The organism is Brevundimonas diminuta, assembly GCF_050310045.1.
Lineage (GTDB): Bacteria > Pseudomonadota > Alphaproteobacteria > Caulobacterales > Caulobacteraceae > Brevundimonas > Brevundimonas diminuta_F.
The window spans coordinates 2,704,696-2,724,614 of record NZ_CP190005.1; the positions used below are offsets into that span (position 1 = coordinate 2,704,696).

The window sequence follows — 19,919 nt, forward strand, 5'->3', positions numbered from 1 at the left end:
TCTGACCCGATGAGAGGTCCCGCTTGAGCACTTCCCTGGACCTCTCTGCCGACCCGGCGAACAGTCTGCACTGGCCGCAGGTGCGCGCCTGGCTGGAAGATCACGCCGAACACCTGCTGGATGACCGGGCCCTGCTGGAAGAGTTGGGCCTGACCGCCAGCGGCCGCAACGTCGTCGACTTCGGCCGCGCCGCCCTGGCGCGGCTGGAGGCCGTGGCCCAGCGCGAAGCGGGCGCGCGCAAGCTGATTGAAGAGATCGCCCGCGCCAACTTCGCCGCCCAGACCCAGACCCACGTCGCCGCTCTGGATCTGATGGAGGCCCAGACCCACGCCGAACTGGCGCGCCATCTGGACGCCGTGGCGCAGGGCCGGTTCGGTCTGGCGGGCGCCGCCGTGGCGATCGAGAAGCCGGGCGCCGTCCCCTTCGGCTGGAAGGCGCTGGAGCCGGGCCGCGTCGACGCCCTGCTGGGCGAGGACGGCCTGCACTGGCTCGGCCCCAACTTCACCGGCCTCAGCCTGTTCGGACCGGCCGAGGGCGAAGTCGCCTCGGTCGCCCTGGTGCGGATGAGCCTGAACGCCCCCGGCGATGAGGCGCCGCGCGCGGCCCTGTGCGCCTTCGGCTCAGGCGAGGACGACGGCTTCACCCCCGCCATGGGCTGTGAACTGGTGGCCTTTGTCGCCCGCGTCGTCGAACGCATGGCGGGGCGATGGCCGCTGGAAGCCTGAGCGCGCAGGACGCTCTGGCCGCCTGGCTGGAGCATCTGGCCCATGAGCGCCGCCTGTCGCCGCGCACGCTGGAAGCCTATGGCCACATCGGGCGGCTGTATCTGGCCTTTCTGGAGCGCCATCGCGGCGGGCCGCAGAGCGCGGCTGATCTTGGCTCGGTCACGGCGGCGGAAGTCCGCGCCCATCTGGCCGAGCGCCGCAGTGGGGACCGCCCGCTCAACGCCCGCTCGCTCAGCCAGACGCTGGCCGCCATCCGGGGCTTTCACGCCTTCCTCGACCGACGCCTCGGCGTGGCGACGCCGCAGCTGGCTCTGGTGCGTGGGCCCAAGGTCAAGCCGTCCCTGCCCCGCCCCGTCAGCGAGGATCAGGCCAAAGGCCTGTTGCACGAACCCGAGGCTGATCCCGACATTGAGCCGTGGGAGGCCGCGCGCGACCGCGCCGTCCTGACCCTGCTCTACGGCTGCGGCCTGCGGATTTCGGAGGCCCTGTCGCTGAAGCGATCGGACGCCCCGCTGCCCGACAGCCTTCGCATCACCGGCAAGGGCGACAAGACGCGGATGGTCCCCGTCCTGCCGCAGGTGCGCGAGGCGACGGACGCCTATCTGGCGCTGCAGCCCTTCGTCATCGACGCCGATCAGGCCCTGTTCCGGGCGCGGCGGGGCGGCCCCTTAAGCGCCCGCCATGTGCAGGCGACGGTGCAGCGGCTACGCGGACGCCTCGGCCTGCCCGCCTCGGCCACGCCCCATGCGTTGAGGCACAGCTTCGCCACCCATCTGCTGGGGGCGGGCGCCGACCTGCGTTCGATTCAGGAACTGCTCGGCCATGCCAGCCTGTCGACGACGCAGAAATATACCCAGGTCGACGCCGCCCGCCTGCTGGCGGCCTACGCCCAAGCCCACCCGCGCGGCTGAAGCCAGCGCATCAGACGGCCTTGACCGCCCCGCCGTCGATGCGGATCAGCGACCCGGTGACATAGCCCGCCAACGGGCTGGCCAGAAAGGCGGCGACGGCGCCGAACTCTTCGGGCGTGCCGATGCGTCCGGCCGGGATGGTCTTGACCGATTCCGCACGCGCCTCGGCGGGTTCGACGCCGGTGGCGGCGGCGCGGGCGGCGTCCAGCCGCTCGATGCGCGGCGTGTCGATCCGGCCCGGCAGCAGGGTGTTGACCGTCACCCCATTAGCCGCCACCTCGCCGGCCAGCGTCTTGGCCCAGGCCGCCACCGAGGCGCGCAGGGTGTTGGACACGCCCAGCGTCCCAATCGGCTCGATCACGCTGGTCGAGGCGACGTTCAGCACCCGCCCCCAGCCCATCGACCGCATCCCCGGCATCACCCGGTCGGTCAGGCGGAAGACCGACAGCACCATCGCCTCGAAGTGTTCGCGCCACAGCGCCGGGTCCAGCCCAGCCACGCCCGACGGCGGCGGTCCGCCCGTGTTGTTCAGCAGAATCTGGATCGGCCCGCCCAGTCCTTCCTCGGCGACGTCCACCGCCTCCAGCAGGGCGTCATGATCGGCCAGATCGGCCGGGGCGATGATCGCCCTGCCCGGCCCCATGGCGTTCAGCTCATCCACCACGGTCTGAAGCTTTCCCGCATCACGCGACAGCAGGGCCACATGCGCGCCCTCGGCCACAAGGGCCGTCGCCACCGCCCGCCCCAAACCGCTGGAGCCGCCGCAGACAAGAGCGCGCTTGCCGGTGAGTTGAAGGTCCATGCCCTTGATCCCTGACTGTGTAGTGGTTTGACAGGGACATGGTCACGCCGGGCGCAGATTGCGAGGGCGAGCGCCTACTTCAGCACCTCGTCCGAACTGATCAGGCGCACATCATGCATCTGGTTCAGATAGGCTTCATAATAGCCCTTGTGCGAGACGCCGACGATGGTCAGCATCCGCGTGCCCGGGTATCGCCCCAGCACGTCGCGCATATTGGCGACCATGCGCAGGTTGCGGGTCTCCCAATAGCCGACATAGCGGCGCCCGAACGCCTGCGGCGAGGTCTCGACGTGGGCGGCGCCGAAGTCGCCGCGATAGGCCAGCATCTGTGTCTCCGGCCTGTTATAGGCACGATAGATGTTCAGCAGGCCGTCTGCCTGGTCCAGATCCGCCTCCAGTCGCTGATCCATATCCCTTATCGCCTGGACATGGGGGTTGTCCCAGGCCGCCATGATGGCCTTGCCCTGAGCTTCTTCTTCATTCGGCGGGGTCGGGAAGTCCGCCGTGTGGTCATCCACGGGCCACAGACGCTCATGGCCCAGCCGAGCCGCCAGGACAGCGGCGATCAGTTCAACCTCATTCTTTCTCGTCACGCGGCGGTTCAGCGTCGCCGCCATGTCGTCCGTCAGCGTGTCGCCCGCCACGCGTTCGTCTGCGGGAAGACGCAGCCATTGAAGCAAGGCGGAAGCGGGCTCTCCCGCTGCAAGGAACAGGGCCGCCAGGCGCCGTCGTTCGCCCGCCGACGGCGACCTGGGCCACGTCGCCAGCAGGCGCTCGACCTCGGCATTAGCTGTCGGCACGTCCAGACCCAGCGCCCGCCCTTCCTCGGCAGGGTCATAGCAGTAGTCCTCGACCGTCTCGGCGTAGCGCGACGGATAACGCCGCATGGCGTCGCACTGCAGGCCCGACAGGTTCTCAATGGCGATGGCGGTCGGCGCCCACGCTTCCAGCCGCGTCAACAGGGGCTCCAACCGTTCGGACCGGAAACTGCCCGGCAGGGTGGACAGGTGCGGCGAGCCCAGCACCAGAACCTCATTGAGAGCGCCCGCCGGGGGGCCCTTCAACTGGTCGGGATGAAACGTGGGACGATAATCCTGCGCCACAGCGGCCGAACCGATCGCCGCACAGGCCGCCGCCGCCAGCCAAAGTCCCAAACGCATCGCTTCGCCCTCGCTCCTGAAAACCGCCGTGAAGCTGAGGGCCGGGCCGCGTCCGGGCAAGTTAAGTTTCCGCAATCCGTCCCTAACGAAAACGGCGCGCCCTGTGCAGGGCGCGCCGTTCTGATTTCAGCCGAAAGCCCGGAAAGGCTTACGCCTGCATCGTCCAGCCTTCGACGCCCATGGCGGCCTGACGGAAGGCCTCCGAGCGCGTCGGGTGCGGGTGGCAGGTGCGGGCCACGTCTTCCGAAGCGCCGCCGAAGGCCATGGTCATGCAGGCCTCGCCGATCAGCTCGCCCGCCTGCGGGCCATAGATGTGGACGCCCAGAACCTTGTCGGTTGCGGCGTCAGCCAGGACCTTCACGAAGCCCTCGGTCTCGTGGTTGATCTTGGCGCGGCTGTTGGCGGCGAAGGGGAACTTTCCTTTCTTGTAGGAAACGCCCGCGGCCTTCAGCGCCTCTTCGGTCTTGCCGACCCAGGCCACTTCCGGGCCGGTGTAGATGACCGACGGCACCAGGTCGTAGTCGACGTGGCCAGGCTTGCCCGCGATCAGCTCGATGACGGCCACGGCGTCTTCCTCGGCCTTGTGCGCCAGCATCGGGCCGTGCGTCACGTCGCCGATGACCCAGACGCCCGGCGCCGAGGTCTTGAAGTGGTCGTTGGCGATGAAGCCGCGCGGATCCGGCGTGACGCCGACCGTCTCCAGCCCCAGACCGGCCGTGTAGGGACGGCGGCCGATGGCGACCAGAACCACGTCGCCCTTCAGCGTCTCGGCTTCGCCGCCCTTGGCCGGTTCCAGCGTCAGTTCAACGCCGTCCTTGGACGTCTTGGCGCCGGTGACCTTGGTGCCCATGCGGAAGGTCATGCCCTGCTTGGTCAGGCCGCGCTGGAAGGCGGTGGCGACCTCGCCGTCCATGCCCGCGCCGACCTTGTCGAGGAACTCGACGACCGTGACCTGGGCGCCCAGACGGCGCCAGACCGAGCCGAGCTCAAGGCCGATGACGCCCGCGCCGATGACGATCAGATGCTTGGGCACCTTGGGCAGGAACAGGGCGCCGGTCGAGTCGATGACCTTGCCGTCCTCGAAATCGACGCCCGGCAGCGGGGTCGGCTCGGAGCCGGTGGCGATGACGATGTTCTTCGTGTCGAGCGTGGTCTTGGCGCCGCCCTCGGCTTCGACCTCCACCTTGCCGGCCCCGGCGATGCGGCCGAAGCCCTTCACCACGTCGACCTTGTTCTTCTTCATCAGGAATTCGATGCCCTTGGTCAGGGCCTCGACGCTGTCATCCTTGGCCTTGTGCATCTGGGCCAGGTTCAGCTTGGGCTTCACCTCGATGCCGATGCCGGCGAATTCGACGTTGGCGGCCTCATACAGTTCCGAGGCGTGCAGCAGGGCCTTGGACGGCATGCAGCCGACGTTCAGGCAGGTGCCGCCCAGGGTCGCGCGCTTTTCGACCAGGGCGGTCTTCAGCCCCAGCTGTCCGGCGCGGATGGCGGCGTTGTAGCCGCCCGGCCCGCCCCCGATGATCACCACGTCGTAGGTCTGGGAAGCGGCGTCGGCCATGAGGTCCTCTGATGGTTCGGGCGCCGCGCAGGCGCTGAAAAAGAAGCGGCGCGGACACTAGCGCCAGCCCCGGCGGGGTCAACCGCCACAGTCCATATAGGCCCTGATCCCGACGGGGGCCATGCCAAGGAAGGCAAAAGGCCGGGCGTCGCCGCCCGGCCTTCGGATTCACCCCGTCAGGACTGATCAGTATTTGAAGCGCACGCCCATGAAGACGTTGTAGCCGAACTTCTCATACTCATAGGTCCGCTCGCGCGAGCCGTAGTAGCGGACGCCCGCCGTGTCGGTCAGGTTCTTGGCCTCGCCGAACACCTCGACCCCGTTGCCGAAGTCGTAGGAGGCGGTGAAGTCCAGCTGGCCGCGGCCTTCGACCCACAGGTCCATGCCCGGGTTTTCGGCGTCGATCGCCTCCAGATAGTCGCCGCGGTGGGTGTAGGACACCCGCGCGCTGAGACCGCTGCGCTCATAGAAGAGGGCCAGATTATAGGTCGCGTCCGACTGGCCCGGCAGGGTGAAACGGTCACGCCCGCCATAGGTCCGGCTGGTTTTGATCTCGGCGTCCGTCAGGGTGTAGTTGGCGAAGACGCCGAAGCCCGACGCCCAGCCCGGCAGGAAGCCGAAGGTCTGCTGCCAGTTGAACTCAATGCCCATCAGATGGCCGTCCGGGGCGTTCATGGCCTCGGTAATGGACGCCAGGCCCGACGGCGAGGGCGCATAGGGCGCGTCCTCCGTGATCAGGGTGAAGCGATAGTTCGACAGATCCTTGTAGAAGGCGTTGGCCGAAACCACGCCCAGCGGACGCAGGTAATATTCCAGCCCGGCGTCGATGTTGTTCGACAGGGTCGGCTTCAGGTCAGGATTGCCGCGCGAGACGGTGATGCGGCCGCTGTCGGTGGTGTCCAGAACGCGCGGAACGATGTCCTTATAGTCCGGCCGCGAGATCGCCCGCGTCAGGGCGAAACGGCCGACCAACTGGTCGCTGAAGCTGTGGCGTAGCGTCAGATTGGGGAAGAAGTCGGTCTGGTCGCGCTGGACCGTCACCTTCACCGGATCGCCCTTGGTCGGAACATTGAGCGCCGAACCCTCAAAGTCCGTCTTCTCGACGCGCAGCCCGACCAGGACATTGGTCGCGCCGACGTCGAAGCGCGCCTGACCATAGGCGCCCAGCACGTCTTCATTGGCGGTGTAGTCGGCCGTGATCGACTGCGGCATGCGGCGCACCCCGGCGGCGGGATCAGGATTGGTCGATGTCGCGCGGATACGTTCGAAATAGTCCGCGACCTGACCGTGATCCAGCTTGAAGCCCAGCCGGTAGTCATAGTTTTGCGACTCGCGGCCCGACAGCAGCGGCCCCATGGCGCCGGGGCTGACGGCGCCGTTGCGATCACGGAACCGCTCCTCATCGGCCTCCACGTCGCGGGTGCTGTATTTGGCGCCGAACTTCAGCGTCACCTCGCGCCCGGCGATGATGGTCGGCAGCTCATAGTTGGTCCTGAACGCCACATCTTCCTGCGTCGTCGCGTTCGAGCGGAAGGTGTTCTCGCGGAAGTCGTAGTTGGCGGCGTTCAGGTAATAGCCGTTCGGATCAGCAAAGGCCGAATAGGTCGGCTGATAGTGGTCGCTGGCGTCATAGCTCAGCGTCTGCTTGCCTGAGCGGAAAACCAGTTCATCGCGGTGCGGATAGGTCTGCTCGCTCTTGGCCCACGACAGGGTCGCATCCCACACGGCGCCGTTGCCGAAGGTACGCTCCATCCCCGTGTTCAGCGTCGTGATCTGGTTGTTCTGGGTGCGGTGACGCAGGGCCTTGTAGATGCGCGCATCTTTGAAGGTCGCCGAATGATCGGTCGCGCCCGGCTGAATAGCGCCGTCCGAATAGCCGAACCGCAGGGTGTCGCGATATTCGTCATCCTCGAACTCGGCGTATGAGCCGCGCACCCAGGCGCGCAAGGCGTCGCCGGGGCGCCATTCCAGTGCGCCGGTCAGGGCCTGGCGCGTGCGCTTGGTCTCATAGTCCTTGAACAGCGTCTCTTCGATCAGATAGCGACCGGTATCCTTGTCATAGACCCAGGCGTTCTCGACGTTGTCGGGGCGGCGGTTGGTTTCCGAATAGCTGAGCGACAGCAGGGCGCCGAAGGTCTGGTCCGGGCCGAAGACGTTGGAGATCGTCGCCCCCGCCCGCGTATCCGAACCGCCGTAGTCGTTATAGCTGCCGCCCGCATAGCCGCTGATCGCCAGACGGCGCTTGTCGAAGGGCGAGCGGGTCTTGATCTCGACCGCCCCGGCAATGGAGTCCGCGTCCTGGGCCGGGGTCAGGGTCTTGGACACCTCTACGCTTGAAACGATGTCGCTGGGCAGGGTGTCCAGGTCCACGGCGCGGGTCGTCGGACTGACCGCCGGAATGGCCACGCCGTCCACGGAAATGGCCGTGAAGGACGACGGTGCGCCCCGCACGTTGATATAGCGGCCTTCGCCCTGATCGCGCTGGATGGCGATGCCCTGCACGCGCTGCAGCGATTCCGCCACGTTCGGATCAGGATAGCGGCCGATGGCGTCGGCCGACAGGACGTTGACGGTGCCGTCGGCGTTCTTCTGCTGATTCAGCGAGCGGGCCACGCCATCGGTGATCACGCCGTTGACGACGACATCAGCCACGGCGACGGCGTCGCCCGATCCCATCATGACAGTGACGGAGGTCAGGCGCCCCGGCGCGGCGGCGACTGTCTGCGTCGCGGTCGGCAGGCCGATGTAGCGCGCCTCCAGCGTCACCTGGCCCGAGACGCCGCCCAGGTTGAACTCGCCCTGGCTGTTGCTGACGGCGCGGCGGCCGCTGACGCGGTCGATGATCTCGACGCCCGGCAGGGGCGAGCCGTCGGCGCTGACGACACGCCCGACCAGACCGTCGCCCGCCACTGCAGCCACAGCGGCCGATGCGGCGTCCACCGCCACGACGTCAGCCGCCTGAGCGGCCACGGCGAAGATCAGCGGCAGGCTGGCCGCGCTGAGAAGAAGTCCGAGCTTCATGTGCTTGTCCCCGACGCCCGGCGCCGCATATGGCGCTCCGGTTCTGGCGGGGATGGCTAATGCGCAGCGGCGACGCGGCAGCGACGGTTTGACGAAAAGGAATCTGCGCGCGGAACACGAAATGGCGACAGTTGATCCCGCCACGGATCATCCGCCTGCGATGACAGGCGCGCAAAAGGAAACGGGGCCCGACCTTGCGGCCGGACCCCGTTTTCCCTTTCGACTGGAGCGGGCGAGGCGATTCGAACGCCCGACCCTCACCTTGGCAAGGTGATGCTCTACCCCTGAGCTACGCCCGCACTCCGTTGGGAGCGATGTGCTGCTCCCCGTCGAGGAAGGGGCGTATAGCGGACCGACTTCGGATCGCGCAAGCCCCTTTTTCGATTTTCGTTCAATCCATCGATTTTTTTCGAATAGCCCTGAAACTTCACACGAAAACGGCCCCCGAAACGCCAGCACGGACGCCCCGAGGGCCGCTTAAAAGCGCCGTCGCCGCTCTGTCTGCGCCCTGCCCGCTCAAACAGCGAGCCGCCGCGTGGCGAGCGATAGCGACCTTAATGATCCTCGCTTTAGCGAGGAGCCAGACGAATGGCTCCGTCCAGACGGATGCACTCGCCGTTGATGTAGACGTTCTCCGCCAAATGCAGGGCCAGTGCCGCATAGTCCGCAGGCGTGCCGAGGCGGCTGGGGAAGGGAATGGCCGCGGCCAGGCTGTCCTGAACCTTCTGGTCCATGCCCGCCATCATCGGCGTCCACATGATGCCGGGCAGGATGGTGTTCACGCGCACGCCTTCCTGCGCCAGATCACGGGCGACGGGCAGGGTCATGGCGTAGACGCCGCCCTTGGACGCCGAATAGGCCGCCTGGCCGATCTGGCCGTCCTGAGCCGCTACCGAGGCGGTGTTGACGATCAGGCCCCGCTCGCCGTCCGCCATCGGCTCCAGCGTCACCATGCCCGCCGCCGACTGCGACAGGACGCGGAAGGTGCCGAACAGGTTGATCGTGACGGTGCGCTCGAACTGGGCCATGTCGTGGGCGCGGATCTCGCCGGTATCACGCTTGCGGCTGACGGTCTTCTGGCCCGTGGCGATCCCGGCGCAGTTGACGGTCAGGCGCTCCTGGCCGTGGGCGGCGCGGGCCTTGGCGAAGCCAGCGGCCACGCTCTCGTCCGAGGTCACGTCGACCTTGCAGAAGACGCCGCCGATTTCCCTGGCGATGACCTCGCCCTTTTCCTCGTTCAGGTCGAACAGGGCGACCTTGACGCCCTTGGCCGCCAGGGCGCGCGCCGTGCCCTCGCCGAGGCCCGAAGCCCCGCCCGTCACCACCGCCGCGATCGAAGCGTCGAGTTTCATGGAAGTCGTCCCTATATTCGATTGAACCGAGTGCTCATGCGAGGATTTAGCGGTCATGACCGCAAAGACCAACGGAATGTCGCCCGAAGACGCCATCAATCCTGAGAAGGCGCTGCTTCCCTCTGTCCAGAAGGTGAACGAGGTCCGGGTGCGCAAGGGTTTCTGGCCCAAGATGCGCCGCACCGCCGCGCACATTCCCTTCGCCGATCAGGCCGTCGCCGCCTGGTACGCCGCACAGGACCCCAAGACGCCGCTGGCTGCCAAGGGGCTGATCCTGGGCGCGCTGGCTTATTTCGTCATGCCCGTCGACGCCATTCCCGACGTCTTCGTCGGCATCGGCTTCACCGACGACGCCGCAGTGATCGCCGCCGTCCTCGCCACCCTTGGCGCCCACCTGAAGCCGCGCCACCACGAACAGGCGGCGCAGGCTCTACGGCGACTGCGTGAAGATGAGGAATAGGCCCTTCTCCCGCCAGCAGGAGAAGGGCGCTCCAATCAGTCCTCGACCTTGACCACGATCTTGCCGATGGCGGTGCGATCGCTGAGCGCCTGAATGGCCTCGTGGGCGCGTTCCAGCGGGAAGGTGCGGCTGACGCGCGGCTTGATCTTGCCCTCCGTGTAGAGCTGCATCAGTTCGGCCATGTTGGCGGCGTGTCCCTGCGGATCGCGCGCCACGGCGGCGCCCCAGAAGACGCCGACCACGGACACCGACTTCAGCAGCGTCAGGTTCAGCGGCAGGGATGGAATCCCCGCCGGGAAGCCCACCACCAGATAGCGGCCGTTCCAGTCCATCGCGCGCAGGGCCGGTTCGGCGTAGTCGCCGCCGACGCCGTCGAACACCACGTCAGCGCCGTCGCGGCCGGTCGACAGCTTGAACTCGCCCGACAGTTCCTTCTGGGCCGCCTTGTCCATCGGGCCGGAGGGGTAGATCAGGCCGTTGTCGGCGCCCAGTTCGAGCGCAAACTCAACCTTATCGTTGGTCGAGGCGGCGGCGACCACGCGCGCGCCCATCGCCTTGCCCAGTTCGACGGCGGCGGCGCCGACGCCGCCCGCCGCGCCCAGCACCAGCAGCGTCTCGCCCGGTTGCAGCTGCGCCCGATCTTTCAGGGCGTAGTAGCTGGTGCCGTAGGTCATGATGAAGGCGGCGGCGGTCTCATAGTCCATGCCGTCGGGGATCGGGATCAGGGTCTCGGCCTTGACCTTAAGCCGCTCCACCATGCCGCCCCAGCCGGGCACGGCGACGACCCGGTCGCCCCGGAAGACGCCCTTCACCCCCTCGCCGACGGCGTCGACCACGCCCGCCACCTCGGCGCCCGGCGCGAAGGGGCGCTCGGGCCTGAACTGGTATTTGTCAGCGATGATCAGGGCGTCGGGATAGTTGACGCCCACGGCCTTGACCTCGATCACCACCTCGCCCGGTCCGGGCGTGGGGTCCATGATCTCCTCGACGACAAGCGATTCCGGGCCGCCGGGGGCCTTGGACAGGACTGCGCGCATGTAGGACTCTTTCAGCTATCCCCCATCGGCCTTGGCGCCGACACGATCGCGACGCTAATCAGCGCGCGGCCCGATGCAAGAGGCCAAACGAGGCAAGGAGACGATCATGGCGAAAACCGCCCTCATCCTTCACGGCGGAGCCGGCGCCCGGCGCGAGCGCAACTACGACGCCGAGGTCGTTCACATGCGCGAGGTCGTCGAGGCGATGAAGGCGCGGCTGGACGCCGGGGCCTCGGCCCTGGACGTGGCGGTCGAGGCGGTCGTCATGCTGGAGGATTCCGGCCTCTATGTCGCCGGTCGCGGCGCCTCGCCCAATCTGGCGGGCGATTATGAGCTGGACGCCAGCCTCATGGACGGCGCCTCGGGCAAGGCCGGGGCCGTCGCCGCCCTGCAGGGCTTCCGCAATCCGGTCGTCGCCGCCCGCGCGGTGATGGACCGCACGCCCCACGTCATGCTGGCCGGAGACGGCGCCGCCCGCTTCGCCGCCGAACAGGGCCTGGCGCGCGTCGAAGATCCCGAGGCCTGGTACACCCGCGCCGGTCAGGGCGAGGACAACCATCCGCCCAGCGGCCTCAGCCACGGCACCGTCGGCTGCTGCGTGCTGGACAGTCAGGGCCGGCTGGCCGCCGCCACCTCGACGGCGGGCGTGTTCGGCAAGATGCCGGGCCGCGTCGGGGACACCCCCATCCCCGCCGCCGGAACCTGGGCCGACGAGCACGCCGCCGTCTCCTGCACCGGACAGGGCGAGTATTTCATCCGCGTCGCCGCCGCCGCGCGCACCGCCTTCGGCGTGGCCGCCGGTCAGTCTCTGGCCGAGGCGTCGCAGGCCGTCATCGATCGCATAGGCGCCCTCGGCGGAGACGGCGGCCTGATCGCCTTGGACCGCGAAGGCAACATCGCCCAGCCCTACAACAGCCAGGGCATGAAGCGCGCCTGGCTGGCGACCGACGGCAGCGTGGGCGTCGAGGTGTTCGGACGGTGACATCCTGATTACGCTCATCCCCGCCTCCGTGGGAATGAGCGGTGAATGGGGGGCCGCTTCATTACAGCACCGTAAGGTGTGCGCCGGCTCTTCGGCCTGCTAGGTCTTCAGCGCCCGTTTCTTCGAGCGCGGGCGCTGAAAGGCCGTCCGCCATGAAGAATCGCCTGATCCTGACCGTCTGCGCCTCGGCGCTTCTGATGGGCCTGCCCGCCGTCGCCGCCTCAGCCAAGGCGCCGCCTGCCGCCCTCGCCGCCGCGCAGGGCGGGGTCGCCGTGCCGCCGCTGGGCTTCCACAAGCGGGTTTTGGCCAACGGGATGGAGGTCTATACGGCGCGCGACGCCTCGACCTCCAACGTCACGGTCCAGGTCTGGTATCGCGTGGGGTCGAAGGACGATCCCGCGGGCCGTTCGGGCTTCGCCCACCTGTTCGAGCACCTGCTGTTCAAGGCGACGAAGAACATGCCGTCCGAGACGTTCGATCGTCTGACCGAGGACGTCGGCGGCTTCAACAACGCCTTCACCGCCGACGACGTGACCGCCTATTACGAGGTCGTCCCCGCCAACCACCTGCAGCGCATCCTGTTCGCCGAGGCGGACCGCATGGGCTCGCTGGTCGTCGACGAGGCCAACTTCGCCTCCGAACGCGACGTGGTGAAGGAGGAATACCGCCAGCGCATCCTGGCCAGCCCCTACGGCCGCCTGTTCGGCCTGTTCACGCCCGAGACCATCTATCAGGACCACCCCTATCGCCGTCCGGGCATCGGCTCGATCGAGGAGCTGGACGCCGCGACGCTGGACGAGGTGCTGCGTTTCCACGCCACCTACTACCGGCCGGACAACGCCATGCTGATCGTGGCGGGCAATTTCGATCAGGCGCAGCTGGACGGCTGGGTGAACGAGTATTTCGCCCCACTGAAGCGTCCGTCGACGCCCATGCCGACCCACGACGTCAAGGAGCCGGAGCCGACCGGCCCGCGCACCGCCACCTACTATGCGCCGAACGTGCCCCTGCCCGCCGTGGCCCTGGCGTGGAACACCGTGGCCTATAAGGACGCCGACCGCGCGGCCCTGACGGTGCTGGACGGCATCCTGTCGACCGGCGAGAGCAGCCGCCTCTATCGCTCGCTGGTCTATGACAAGCAGATCGCCGCCTCGGCGGGCTCCAACCCCGACTTCGCCCAGCAGGCGGGCAATCTGGCAGCCTACGCCATCATGGCCGACGGCCAGACGGTCGAGACCGGCAAGGCCGCGCTGGAGGCCGAGATCGCGCGCCTGCGCGACGAACCTGTCACCGCCGCCGAACTGGCCGAGGCCAAGAACGAGCTGGTCGCCGACGCCCTGCGCGGCCGTGAAAGCATCGACGACCGCGCCACCACCCTGGGCATGGCGTTGATCATGACCGGCGACGCGACCGCCGCCGACCGCGAGATCGCCGAGATCCAGGCCGTCACCGCCGCCGACGTGCAGCGCGTGGCCCGCCGCTATCTGACGCCGCAACGCCAGATCACCATTAACTACCTGCCCGCCGACGACGCCAATGCGCCCAGCGAGCAGAAGAAGAACGTCGACGCCCCCATCACGGTCGCGTCCCTGGCCCCGGCCGGTCCGGTCGCCGTCCTGCTGCCGGAAGCCGAGCGCGCCCGCCTGCCCCAGCCGGGACCTGAGGTGTCGCCCGCCACCCCCGCCATCGCCGACTTCCGCCTCGACAACGGCCTGCGCGTGCTGGTCGCGCCGACGACGGGTCTGCCGCTGGTTTCGGCGCGGCTGAACTTCAACGCCGGTTCCGCCCATGACCCGGCAGGCAAAGCGGGCGTCGCCTCCATGACGGCCGCCCTGCTGACTCAAGGCACGACGACCAAGGACGCGCCGGAAATCGCCACCGCCATCGAGCAACTGGGCGCCAGCATCGGCGCAGGCGCGGGCGCCGACTTCACCAATGTCTACGCCAATGCGCCCAAGGACGTGTTCAGCCGGACCCTGACCCTGATGGCCGATCTGGTGCGCAATCCGACCTTCGCCGCCGAGGAACTGGAGCGTCAGCAGGCCCAGACGCTGGACGGCCTGCGCGTGGCGCTGAGCCAACCCGGCGCCGTCGCCGGACAGGCGGTCGGCCGCGTGATCTACGGCGACGCACCCTACGGCGCGCCTGGCTCGGGCACGGTGAACAGCATCCCCGCCCTGACGCGCGACGACGTGGCGGTGTTCCACTCCGACCGCTTCCGCCCGTCGCAGGCGACTCTGGTCTTCTCGGGCGACGTGACCCCGGCCGAGGCCCGCGCGCTGGCGGATGAAGCCTTCGGCGACTGGCGCGACGCGGGTCCCGCCCCCGCCGCCATCGACAAGGCGGGCCAGACCTTGACGCCGCGCGTCGTCGTCATCGACCAGCCGGGCGCCGGTCAGGCGGCGGTCGTCGCCGCCATCCGCGGCGTCAGCCGCACCGACGCCGACTTCTTCCCGCTGACGGTCGGCAACACCCTGCTGGGCGGCGGCTACTCCTCGCGGCTTAACCAGAAGATCCGCATCGAGAAGGGCCTGTCCTACGGCGCCGGATCGTCGCTGAGCGCGCGAGCCGAAACGGGCGTCTTCACCGCCTCGACCCAGACCAAGAACGAGTCGGCGACCGAGGTGGTCGAGCTGATGCTGGCCGAGATCGCCAAGCTGGGCGCCGCCCCGGCGACCGAGACCGAACTGGCCCCGCGCCGCGCCACCCTGATCGGCGCCTTCGGCCGCTCGCTAGAGACGGTCGACGGCCTGGGCGGTCTGGTCGCCAACCTGGCGCTCTATGACCTGCCGATGAGCGATCTGGCCGACTATGCCGGGCGCGTCCGCGCGGTCACGCCGCAGCAGGTCGAGGCGGCCTTCGCCCAACACCTGCCGACCGACCGGGCCAGCATAGTCGTGGTCGGGGACGCCTCCAAGTTCATCGACAGCCTGCGGGCGAAATATCCGAACGTCGAGGTCATTCCGCTGACCGAACTGAATCTGGACAGCGCGACGCTGAAATAAGCGCGCTCTTTTCCTCCCCACCCTGTGGGGAGGAAATCAGGTCGTCAGACACACGACCTGAGCCACCCGCAGGTCGCGGCGCAGACGGTCGGAGACAGCGCCGTAGTTCTGGGTCGTGACCGCCTGCCCCAGCGCCGCTTCATCGGCGCGCTGCTGGGCGCCGACGGCGGGAACGAAGGTATCCGGCGCCGTGGTGTAGATGCGGCCGCGCCGGGGCGACTCGGCGATGGTCACGCCCAGCACCCGCCCGCGCCGGTCCAGAACAGGCGCGCCTGACAGACCCGACAGCGTGCCTTTCAGCCCTCGCGTGCGCCCGGCCTCGGCCCAGGCCAGCACCGGCTCGTCATAGGAGCGGTGGCCGCGAATCTTCAGCGTCTCGCGGCCGATCAGGCGCGAAGCGATCTCGCCCGGCTGCCCCTGCGGGAAGCCCGGGTGAAAGGCGCGTTGGCCCTTGTAGAGCGGCGCCTCCGCCGCGATGGGCAGGGCAGGCGGGCCGCCGTCCGTCAGCAACAACGCCACATCCGCCCGCGCCGCCAGACGCACGTCCGCGGCCAGGGCGCGCGTTTTATCGATCATCAGGGCAGGCCTGCGGCAGCCCTCGACCACATGGCGGGCGGTGATCCAGCGACCGTCCCCGGCTATGGAGAAGGCGGTGCCGGATACGGGTTCATGCTCGTCAGATGCATCGACAGTGACCGTCGGATCAAACGGCGTGATCGGTCCCAGCAAAGGGCCTGAGAAATCATCGACGTGAAAATCGTGCGGCGCATCGGCCCGCTCGCCCCGGTTCAGCGAGGCGATCAGGATCACCCCGATAACGGCGGCGTAGATGGTCCAGTCAGGAAGATGGGGAAAGCGCAAGGCCGCTCCCTCAACCGGTCAGGGCGGCCGCCAGAATCAGGGCGGTCGACAGCTTGGCCCCGGCCAGGACCACGGCGGCGGAAATCTCGTCCTTTTCTATTCTTTGCGGCAGGCCGTGCAGCAGGAAGTCGACCACGCGGAAGGCCAGCAGTTGCAGCACCACCGTCGCCACGCCCCAGATGGCGATATCGCGGATCGAGTTCGCCACCGACAGGGACACAGCCAGCGGAATCGCCAGACCGACCAACACGCCGGCAAAGGCCACGGCGGCGGCCGAGTTGCCCTGGCGGATCAGGGCGATCTCGCGCCACGGCGTCAGCAGGGCGTAGACCGCCGCCCCCGCCGCCAGCAGGCCGAAGGTCACGACCAGATGCAGCATCAGGATCGGAAAGCCCGTCGCGAACGCCTGGAGTTCAGGGGTCGACAGAACGCCCGGCAACGACGAGGTCTCCATCACGATGAACCCTAGCCTCCCAGCCTGAAGGGGAACGAAACCAAAACACCCTTGCCCGAAAGCCTGACCGTTCCGCTAGGGCGCCCGCGCCACAGTCGGCGGACAAAGCGTCAGATCGGACGAATGGCGTCAGGCCGCGTCGGCCTCTTCGCGCTCGGCCTTCAGGCGCGCGCTGGCCCGTAGCTTTTCGCTCTCGGACTTCAGCTGGCCGCAGGCGGCCAGAATGTCGCGGCCGCGCGGGGTGCGGATGGGCGAGGCGTAACCGGCCTTGTTCAGGATGGCGGCGAAGGTCTCGATCGTCTTCCAGTCCGAGCACTGATAGTCCGTGCCGGGCCAGGGGTTGAACGGGATCAGGTTCACCTTGGACGGAATGCCCTCGATCAGCTTGATCAGGGCGCGCGCCTCGGCCGGGCTGTCGTTGACGCCCTTCAGCATGACGTATTCGAACGTCACCCGGCGCGCGTTGGACAGGCCGGGATAGGCGCGGATGGCGGCCATCAGCTGATCCAGCGGATACTTCTTGTTCAGCGGCACCAACTGGTCGCGCAAGGGGTCGTTGGTGGCGTGCAGGCTGATGGCCAGCATGGCCGCCGTGCGCTCGCCCAGAGCATTCAGCTGCGGCACGACGCCCGAGGTGGACACCGTGATCCGGCGACGCGACAGGGCGATGCCTTCGTTGTCGGAGATGATGTCGATGGCGTTGGCGACGTGGTCCAGATTGTAGAGCGGCTCGCCCATGCCCATGAAGACAATGTTGGACAGGCGGCGGTCTTCCTTGGGCGAGGGCCACTCGTCCAGATCGTCACGGGCCACCTGGACCTGAGCCACGATCTCGGCCGTCGTCAAGTTGCGGACCAGCTTCTGCGTGCCCGTGTGGCAGAAGGTGCAGTTCAGGGTGCAGCCGACCTGAGACGAGACGCAAAGGGCGCCCGCCCGACCCACGTCGGGGATGTAGACGGTTTCGATCTCGATGCCCGGCGCCGTGCGGATCAGCCATTTGCGCGTGCCGTCCTTGGACACCTGGCGCTCGACGATCTCGGGGCGGGCCAGGGTGAAAGCCTCCGCCAGTTTGGCGCGGGTGTCCTTGGCCACGTCGCTCATCAGATCGAAATCGGTGACGCCGTAGTGGTGAATCCAGCGCCACGCCTGAGAGGCGCGCATCTTGGCCTTCTCCGGCGGACAGATTCCAGCGTCGATCAGGGCCTGGCGCAGCTCGTCGCGCGTCAGACCGCTGAGGTTGACGGGCGTCTTGACCATGCCAGGAGTGGGGGCGCTGGCGCGCGAGAGATCGAGCGAAATGCTCAAGGTCGGATGTCCTGCGACGAAGGGTGAAGCGGCGATCTTTAGCACAGATGGTAGGTTCTGTCGCCTTTGGCCATGAGGCGGCAGAAGCGCAGCCGATTGTCCGCGCCCCGAAACAGTAAGTCACCCACTGCGGCGGCTGCTGTGGTTGATCCACCCGGCATCGCCCGCTACATCGGCCTCCTGTTGGGGAGTAGCTTCCGACATCTCCAGTCGGGGTCGCGTCAACATACTTGCCTTGCGGGGCATGGCGCGATCAGCGGGTGTCCATCCGCCTAGCGAGACCAGCATGCTGCATATGCGGGGCCGGCCCGTGTGTGGAGCGTGCTGTCATACGCCCGGCCGAGTTTCAGTTTCCATGATGTCTCCGATCGCCATAGCGGTGCTGTCCCTCAGCATGTCCGCCGACGCCTTCGCCGCCGCCATAGGACGCGGCGCCCAACACCGCCCCACCGTGTCTCAGGCCCTGCGTTCCGGCCTTGTCTTCGGCGTGGTCGAGGCCATCACGCCTCTGATCGGCTTCGCACTGGGTGTCGCCGCCGCTGATTTCGTCGAGGCGGTGGACCACTGGATCGCCTTCGGCCTGCTGGGCGCCGTCGGCCTCAAGATGATCTGGGAGGCGCTGAAGCGGGACGAGGCCGAGGCGGACGCTGATGCCCACCCCGCCTCACGCGGCCTGCTGGCTCTGGTCGCCACCGCTGTCGGCACCTCGATCGACGCGGGCGCGGTGGGGGTCGGACTGGCGCTGCTGAACGCCAACATCTGGCTGATCGCCTTCTGCGTCGGCTTCACCACCTTCGTCATGGCGACCGTCGGGCTTCTTATCGGCAAGATCGCCGGAACCCGGTTGGGCAGGGTCGCCGAACTGATCGGCGGTCTGGCCCTGATCGCGCTGGGATGCAAAATCCTGCTGGAGCATCTGGGCGTGCTGGCGGGTTAGACGTCGGCAGACTGCTTTATCCTTGCCAGCCGACGCCGGCTGGCGGACCTTCTTTACTTCTGATGTGAAGACATCCCAGCGCCGAAGGAAACCCTCATGCGCCTGACACTCCTGCTTCTTGTCGCCATCAGCGCGCCCCTGACCCTGGGCGCCTGCGCCACCGACCGCAACCTGCCGAGCTACAAGGAAGAAATGGACAAGCTCGACGCGGACTGCGTCGCGCGCGGCGGCATCCTCACGCCCAGCGGCATGCAGACTGGCCGTCCGCAGGCCGACTATCTGTGCAAGATCACAGGCGGCGCATCACGTATCGGGAATAGCTGAACCCGCTTCTGCTGCATGCGCCTGCTACAATCCGCGGGCTGGCCCGTCCGACTCGTCCGGTTCGCCATCCACATCCCGATCAGGCGGGCGAGAACGCTCACCCATAATGGCGCGGTCGATCCCGGTCAGGATCACCGCCAGCATGACCGCGCCGACAGCGAGAGGGAAAAGGGGCATGCCGGGACAATGAACGCGGCCCGTTTTCGTTCAGATCCTGCGCCTGCGATATTTCGGCGCCCGCAACGCCGGGAGCGCCCCATCCTGCCCTTCTTCGCTCCGTGCGACCCCAAAAGGGCTGTGAATAAAGCCTCTTGCCGCTGGACAATGTTCATTGATCGCAGGCATGGATTTCACTGATATGAAATCAGGTGGGCGGGCACGCAAACATGGCGACATCATCAGCCGTGATCCTTCGCATATCGCGTTCGACGCCTGCCGGCGAACCGCACGTCTGGTATGAATACGCCCTGCGTATCAACGACCGGATCGAGAGACAGCCGCCCCATATGATGGCTTCTGCGGACAGCGCCGCCCACTACGCCCGCCAGCAGGGGCATGAGCCTTGCGTCGAAATCATCGACCTGCATCTACCTGCCGTCGAGGCGATACCCGATGCGCCTGCTGTCTCCTGACGCTGTCCGGTAAGGCGGATCGACAGAGCGAGAGAATCCCAGGGAAGATTGTCGCGCAAACATCCCGAGGAACCATTCCAGAACTTCGCTCCCGGTGCCGGCAACCGTTCCCCATTTGCTCTGCTGATGCACGTAGCGAAGCTCTTGCTTCGGCGCACCGGACACTGGTTCTGAACGAGAAATCCGTGGTGGTTGGAGGCGGGATCGAACCGCCGACCTGTGGGTTATGAATCCACCGCTCTAACCATCTGAGCTACCCAACCCCACACGGGAGTTTCGCGCGGAGCCGAAACGACCCTGAGCGCGAGAGGGGTGCGTATATCGCCGCCTTCCCTCCGGTTCAAGCCGCTTCGATGCGGATTTCGTGCGGGACCATCGGTCGCGGCGCCT

At 67.6% G+C, this 19,919-nt stretch carries 17 protein-coding genes, 2 tRNA genes and 1 riboswitch; of the genes, 8 read left to right on the forward strand and 11 right to left on the reverse strand.

The window, feature by feature from the left end:
* Positions 1 to 23: 23 nt before the first annotated feature.
* Positions 24 to 725: a DUF484 family protein gene (locus ACORJG_RS13035; protein WP_427789601.1), complete on the forward strand. Its 702-nt coding sequence runs from the start codon at positions 24 to 26 to the stop codon at positions 723 to 725.
* Positions 707 to 1,636, forward strand: a complete 930-nt coding sequence (locus tag ACORJG_RS13040) for a tyrosine recombinase XerC (protein ID WP_427789603.1) — start codon at positions 707 to 709, stop codon at positions 1,634 to 1,636. Before ACORJG_RS13035 ends, ACORJG_RS13040 begins: the two co-directional genes overlap by 19 nt.
* Positions 1,637 to 1,646: 10 nt before the next feature.
* On the opposite strand, the gene ACORJG_RS13045 is transcribed toward ACORJG_RS13040, so the two are convergent.
* The 6 genes from ACORJG_RS13045 to ACORJG_RS13070 all read right to left on the reverse strand — a co-directional run bounded on the left by ACORJG_RS13045 (position 1,647) and on the right by ACORJG_RS13070 (position 9,532).
* Positions 1,647 to 2,438: an SDR family oxidoreductase gene (locus ACORJG_RS13045; RefSeq protein ID WP_427789605.1), complete on the reverse strand. Its 792-nt coding sequence runs from the start codon at positions 2,436 to 2,438 to the stop codon at positions 1,647 to 1,649.
* Between the two features lie 74 nt (positions 2,439 to 2,512).
* Positions 2,513 to 3,598, reverse strand: a complete 1,086-nt coding sequence (locus ACORJG_RS13050; RefSeq protein ID WP_427789607.1) for a DUF5694 domain-containing protein — start codon at positions 3,596 to 3,598, stop codon at positions 2,513 to 2,515.
* A 148-nt stretch (positions 3,599 to 3,746) separates the two neighbouring features.
* A complete protein-coding gene (gene lpdA, locus ACORJG_RS13055; protein WP_427789608.1) occupies positions 3,747 to 5,159 on the reverse strand; it encodes a dihydrolipoyl dehydrogenase in 1,413 nt (470 codons plus the stop codon).
* 186 nt (positions 5,160 to 5,345) lie between these two features.
* Complete coding sequence (locus tag ACORJG_RS13060) at positions 5,346 to 8,180, reverse strand: TonB-dependent receptor (protein WP_427789610.1); 2,835 nt, start codon at positions 8,178 to 8,180, stop codon at positions 5,346 to 5,348.
* 224 nt (positions 8,181 to 8,404) lie between these two features.
* Positions 8,405 to 8,479: transfer RNA gene (locus tag ACORJG_RS13065), tRNA-Gly, on the reverse strand.
* A 270-nt stretch (positions 8,480 to 8,749) separates the two neighbouring features.
* A complete protein-coding gene (locus ACORJG_RS13070) occupies positions 8,750 to 9,532 on the reverse strand; it encodes an SDR family NAD(P)-dependent oxidoreductase (RefSeq protein WP_427789612.1) in 783 nt (260 codons plus the stop codon).
* Positions 9,533 to 9,587: 55 nt separating this feature from the next.
* Here ACORJG_RS13070 and ACORJG_RS13075 point away from each other — a divergent pair, with 55 nt between their 5' ends.
* Entirely contained in the window at positions 9,588 to 9,992 is a 405-nt protein-coding gene (locus tag ACORJG_RS13075) for a YkvA family protein (RefSeq protein WP_427789614.1), read from the forward strand.
* A 35-nt stretch (positions 9,993 to 10,027) separates the two neighbouring features.
* Here the strand turns inward: ACORJG_RS13075 and ACORJG_RS13080 are convergent, their stop codons facing one another.
* A complete protein-coding gene (locus ACORJG_RS13080) occupies positions 10,028 to 11,029 on the reverse strand; it encodes an NADPH:quinone oxidoreductase family protein (protein WP_427789616.1) in 1,002 nt (333 codons plus the stop codon).
* Positions 11,030 to 11,135: 106 nt separating this feature from the next.
* On the opposite strand from ACORJG_RS13080, the gene ACORJG_RS13085 reads away from it, so the two are divergent.
* Together ACORJG_RS13085 and ACORJG_RS13090 are read left to right on the forward strand one after the other, a co-directional pair.
* Positions 11,136 to 12,011: an isoaspartyl peptidase/L-asparaginase family protein gene (locus ACORJG_RS13085; RefSeq protein ID WP_427789618.1), complete on the forward strand. Its 876-nt coding sequence runs from the start codon at positions 11,136 to 11,138 to the stop codon at positions 12,009 to 12,011.
* A gap of 152 nt (positions 12,012 to 12,163) precedes the next feature.
* On the forward strand, positions 12,164 to 15,016 hold the full coding sequence (locus ACORJG_RS13090; RefSeq protein WP_427789620.1) for a M16 family metallopeptidase: 2,853 nt from the start codon (positions 12,164 to 12,166) through the stop codon (positions 15,014 to 15,016).
* Positions 15,017 to 15,052: 36 nt separating this feature from the next.
* Here ACORJG_RS13090 and ACORJG_RS13095 read toward each other — a convergent pair whose 3' ends face one another.
* The 3 genes from ACORJG_RS13095 to rlmN all read right to left on the reverse strand — a co-directional run bounded on the left by ACORJG_RS13095 (position 15,053) and on the right by rlmN (position 17,636).
* Complete coding sequence (locus ACORJG_RS13095; RefSeq protein ID WP_427789622.1) at positions 15,053 to 15,877, reverse strand: S1 family peptidase; 825 nt, start codon at positions 15,875 to 15,877, stop codon at positions 15,053 to 15,055.
* A gap of 10 nt (positions 15,878 to 15,887) precedes the next feature.
* Entirely contained in the window at positions 15,888 to 16,331 is a 444-nt protein-coding gene (locus ACORJG_RS13100) for a DUF350 domain-containing protein (protein WP_427793052.1), read from the reverse strand.
* A gap of 129 nt (positions 16,332 to 16,460) precedes the next feature.
* Positions 16,461 to 17,636 carry a 23S rRNA (adenine(2503)-C(2))-methyltransferase RlmN gene (rlmN, locus tag ACORJG_RS13105; RefSeq protein ID WP_427789624.1) on the reverse strand — a complete coding sequence of 392 codons (1,176 nt, stop codon included), beginning with the start codon at positions 17,634 to 17,636 and terminating at the stop codon, positions 16,461 to 16,463.
* Between the two features lie 176 nt (positions 17,637 to 17,812).
* Positions 17,813 to 17,983, forward strand: a riboswitch (yybP-ykoY riboswitch).
* A gap of 8 nt (positions 17,984 to 17,991) precedes the next feature.
* Here rlmN and ACORJG_RS13110 point away from each other — a divergent pair.
* The 3 genes from ACORJG_RS13110 to ACORJG_RS13120 all read left to right on the forward strand — a co-directional run bounded on the left by ACORJG_RS13110 (position 17,992) and on the right by ACORJG_RS13120 (position 19,529).
* Positions 17,992 to 18,573 (forward strand): manganese efflux pump MntP family protein, encoded by a 582-nt coding sequence (locus ACORJG_RS13110; RefSeq protein ID WP_427789625.1) that lies wholly within the window; start codon positions 17,992 to 17,994, stop codon positions 18,571 to 18,573.
* Between the two features lie 96 nt (positions 18,574 to 18,669).
* A complete protein-coding gene (locus tag ACORJG_RS13115) occupies positions 18,670 to 18,897 on the forward strand; it encodes a hypothetical protein (protein WP_427789627.1) in 228 nt (75 codons plus the stop codon).
* Positions 18,898 to 19,301: 404 nt separating this feature from the next.
* Complete coding sequence (locus tag ACORJG_RS13120) at positions 19,302 to 19,529, forward strand: hypothetical protein (RefSeq protein ID WP_427789629.1); 228 nt, start codon at positions 19,302 to 19,304, stop codon at positions 19,527 to 19,529.
* Positions 19,530 to 19,715: 186 nt separating this feature from the next.
* Here ACORJG_RS13120 and ACORJG_RS13125 read toward each other — a convergent pair.
* Positions 19,716 to 19,792, reverse strand: a tRNA-Met gene (locus tag ACORJG_RS13125).
* Positions 19,793 to 19,919 lie beyond the last annotated feature (127 nt).

What these genes read in the sequence shown, in the direction of transcription:
- ACORJG_RS13080 (WP_427789616.1), bottom strand. Translation starts at nt 11,029, where the DNA reads ATGCGCGCAGTCCTGTCCAAGGCCCCCGGCGGCCCGGAATCGCTTGTC.
- ACORJG_RS13075 (WP_427789614.1), top strand. Translation starts at nt 9,588, where the DNA reads ATGACCGCAAAGACCAACGGAATGTCGCCCGAAGACGCCATCAATCCT.
- ACORJG_RS13100 (WP_427793052.1), bottom strand. Translation starts at nt 16,331, where the DNA reads ATGGAGACCTCGTCGTTGCCGGGCGTTCTGTCGACCCCTGAACTCCAG.
- ACORJG_RS13050 (WP_427789607.1), bottom strand. Translation starts at nt 3,598, where the DNA reads ATGCGTTTGGGACTTTGGCTGGCGGCGGCGGCCTGTGCGGCGATCGGT.
- ACORJG_RS13115 (WP_427789627.1), top strand. Translation starts at nt 18,670, where the DNA reads ATGCGCCTGACACTCCTGCTTCTTGTCGCCATCAGCGCGCCCCTGACC.
- ACORJG_RS13045 (WP_427789605.1), bottom strand. Translation starts at nt 2,438, where the DNA reads ATGGACCTTCAACTCACCGGCAAGCGCGCTCTTGTCTGCGGCGGCTCC.
- ACORJG_RS13110 (WP_427789625.1), top strand. Translation starts at nt 17,992, where the DNA reads ATGATGTCTCCGATCGCCATAGCGGTGCTGTCCCTCAGCATGTCCGCC.
- ACORJG_RS13070 (WP_427789612.1), bottom strand. Translation starts at nt 9,532, where the DNA reads ATGAAACTCGACGCTTCGATCGCGGCGGTGGTGACGGGCGGGGCTTCG.
- ACORJG_RS13060 (WP_427789610.1), bottom strand. Translation starts at nt 8,180, where the DNA reads ATGAAGCTCGGACTTCTTCTCAGCGCGGCCAGCCTGCCGCTGATCTTC.
- ACORJG_RS13040 (WP_427789603.1), top strand. Translation starts at nt 707, where the DNA reads ATGGCCGCTGGAAGCCTGAGCGCGCAGGACGCTCTGGCCGCCTGGCTG.
- ACORJG_RS13090 (WP_427789620.1), top strand. Translation starts at nt 12,164, where the DNA reads ATGAAGAATCGCCTGATCCTGACCGTCTGCGCCTCGGCGCTTCTGATG.
- ACORJG_RS13085 (WP_427789618.1), top strand. Translation starts at nt 11,136, where the DNA reads ATGGCGAAAACCGCCCTCATCCTTCACGGCGGAGCCGGCGCCCGGCGC.
- lpdA (WP_427789608.1), bottom strand. Translation starts at nt 5,159, where the DNA reads ATGGCCGACGCCGCTTCCCAGACCTACGACGTGGTGATCATCGGGGGC.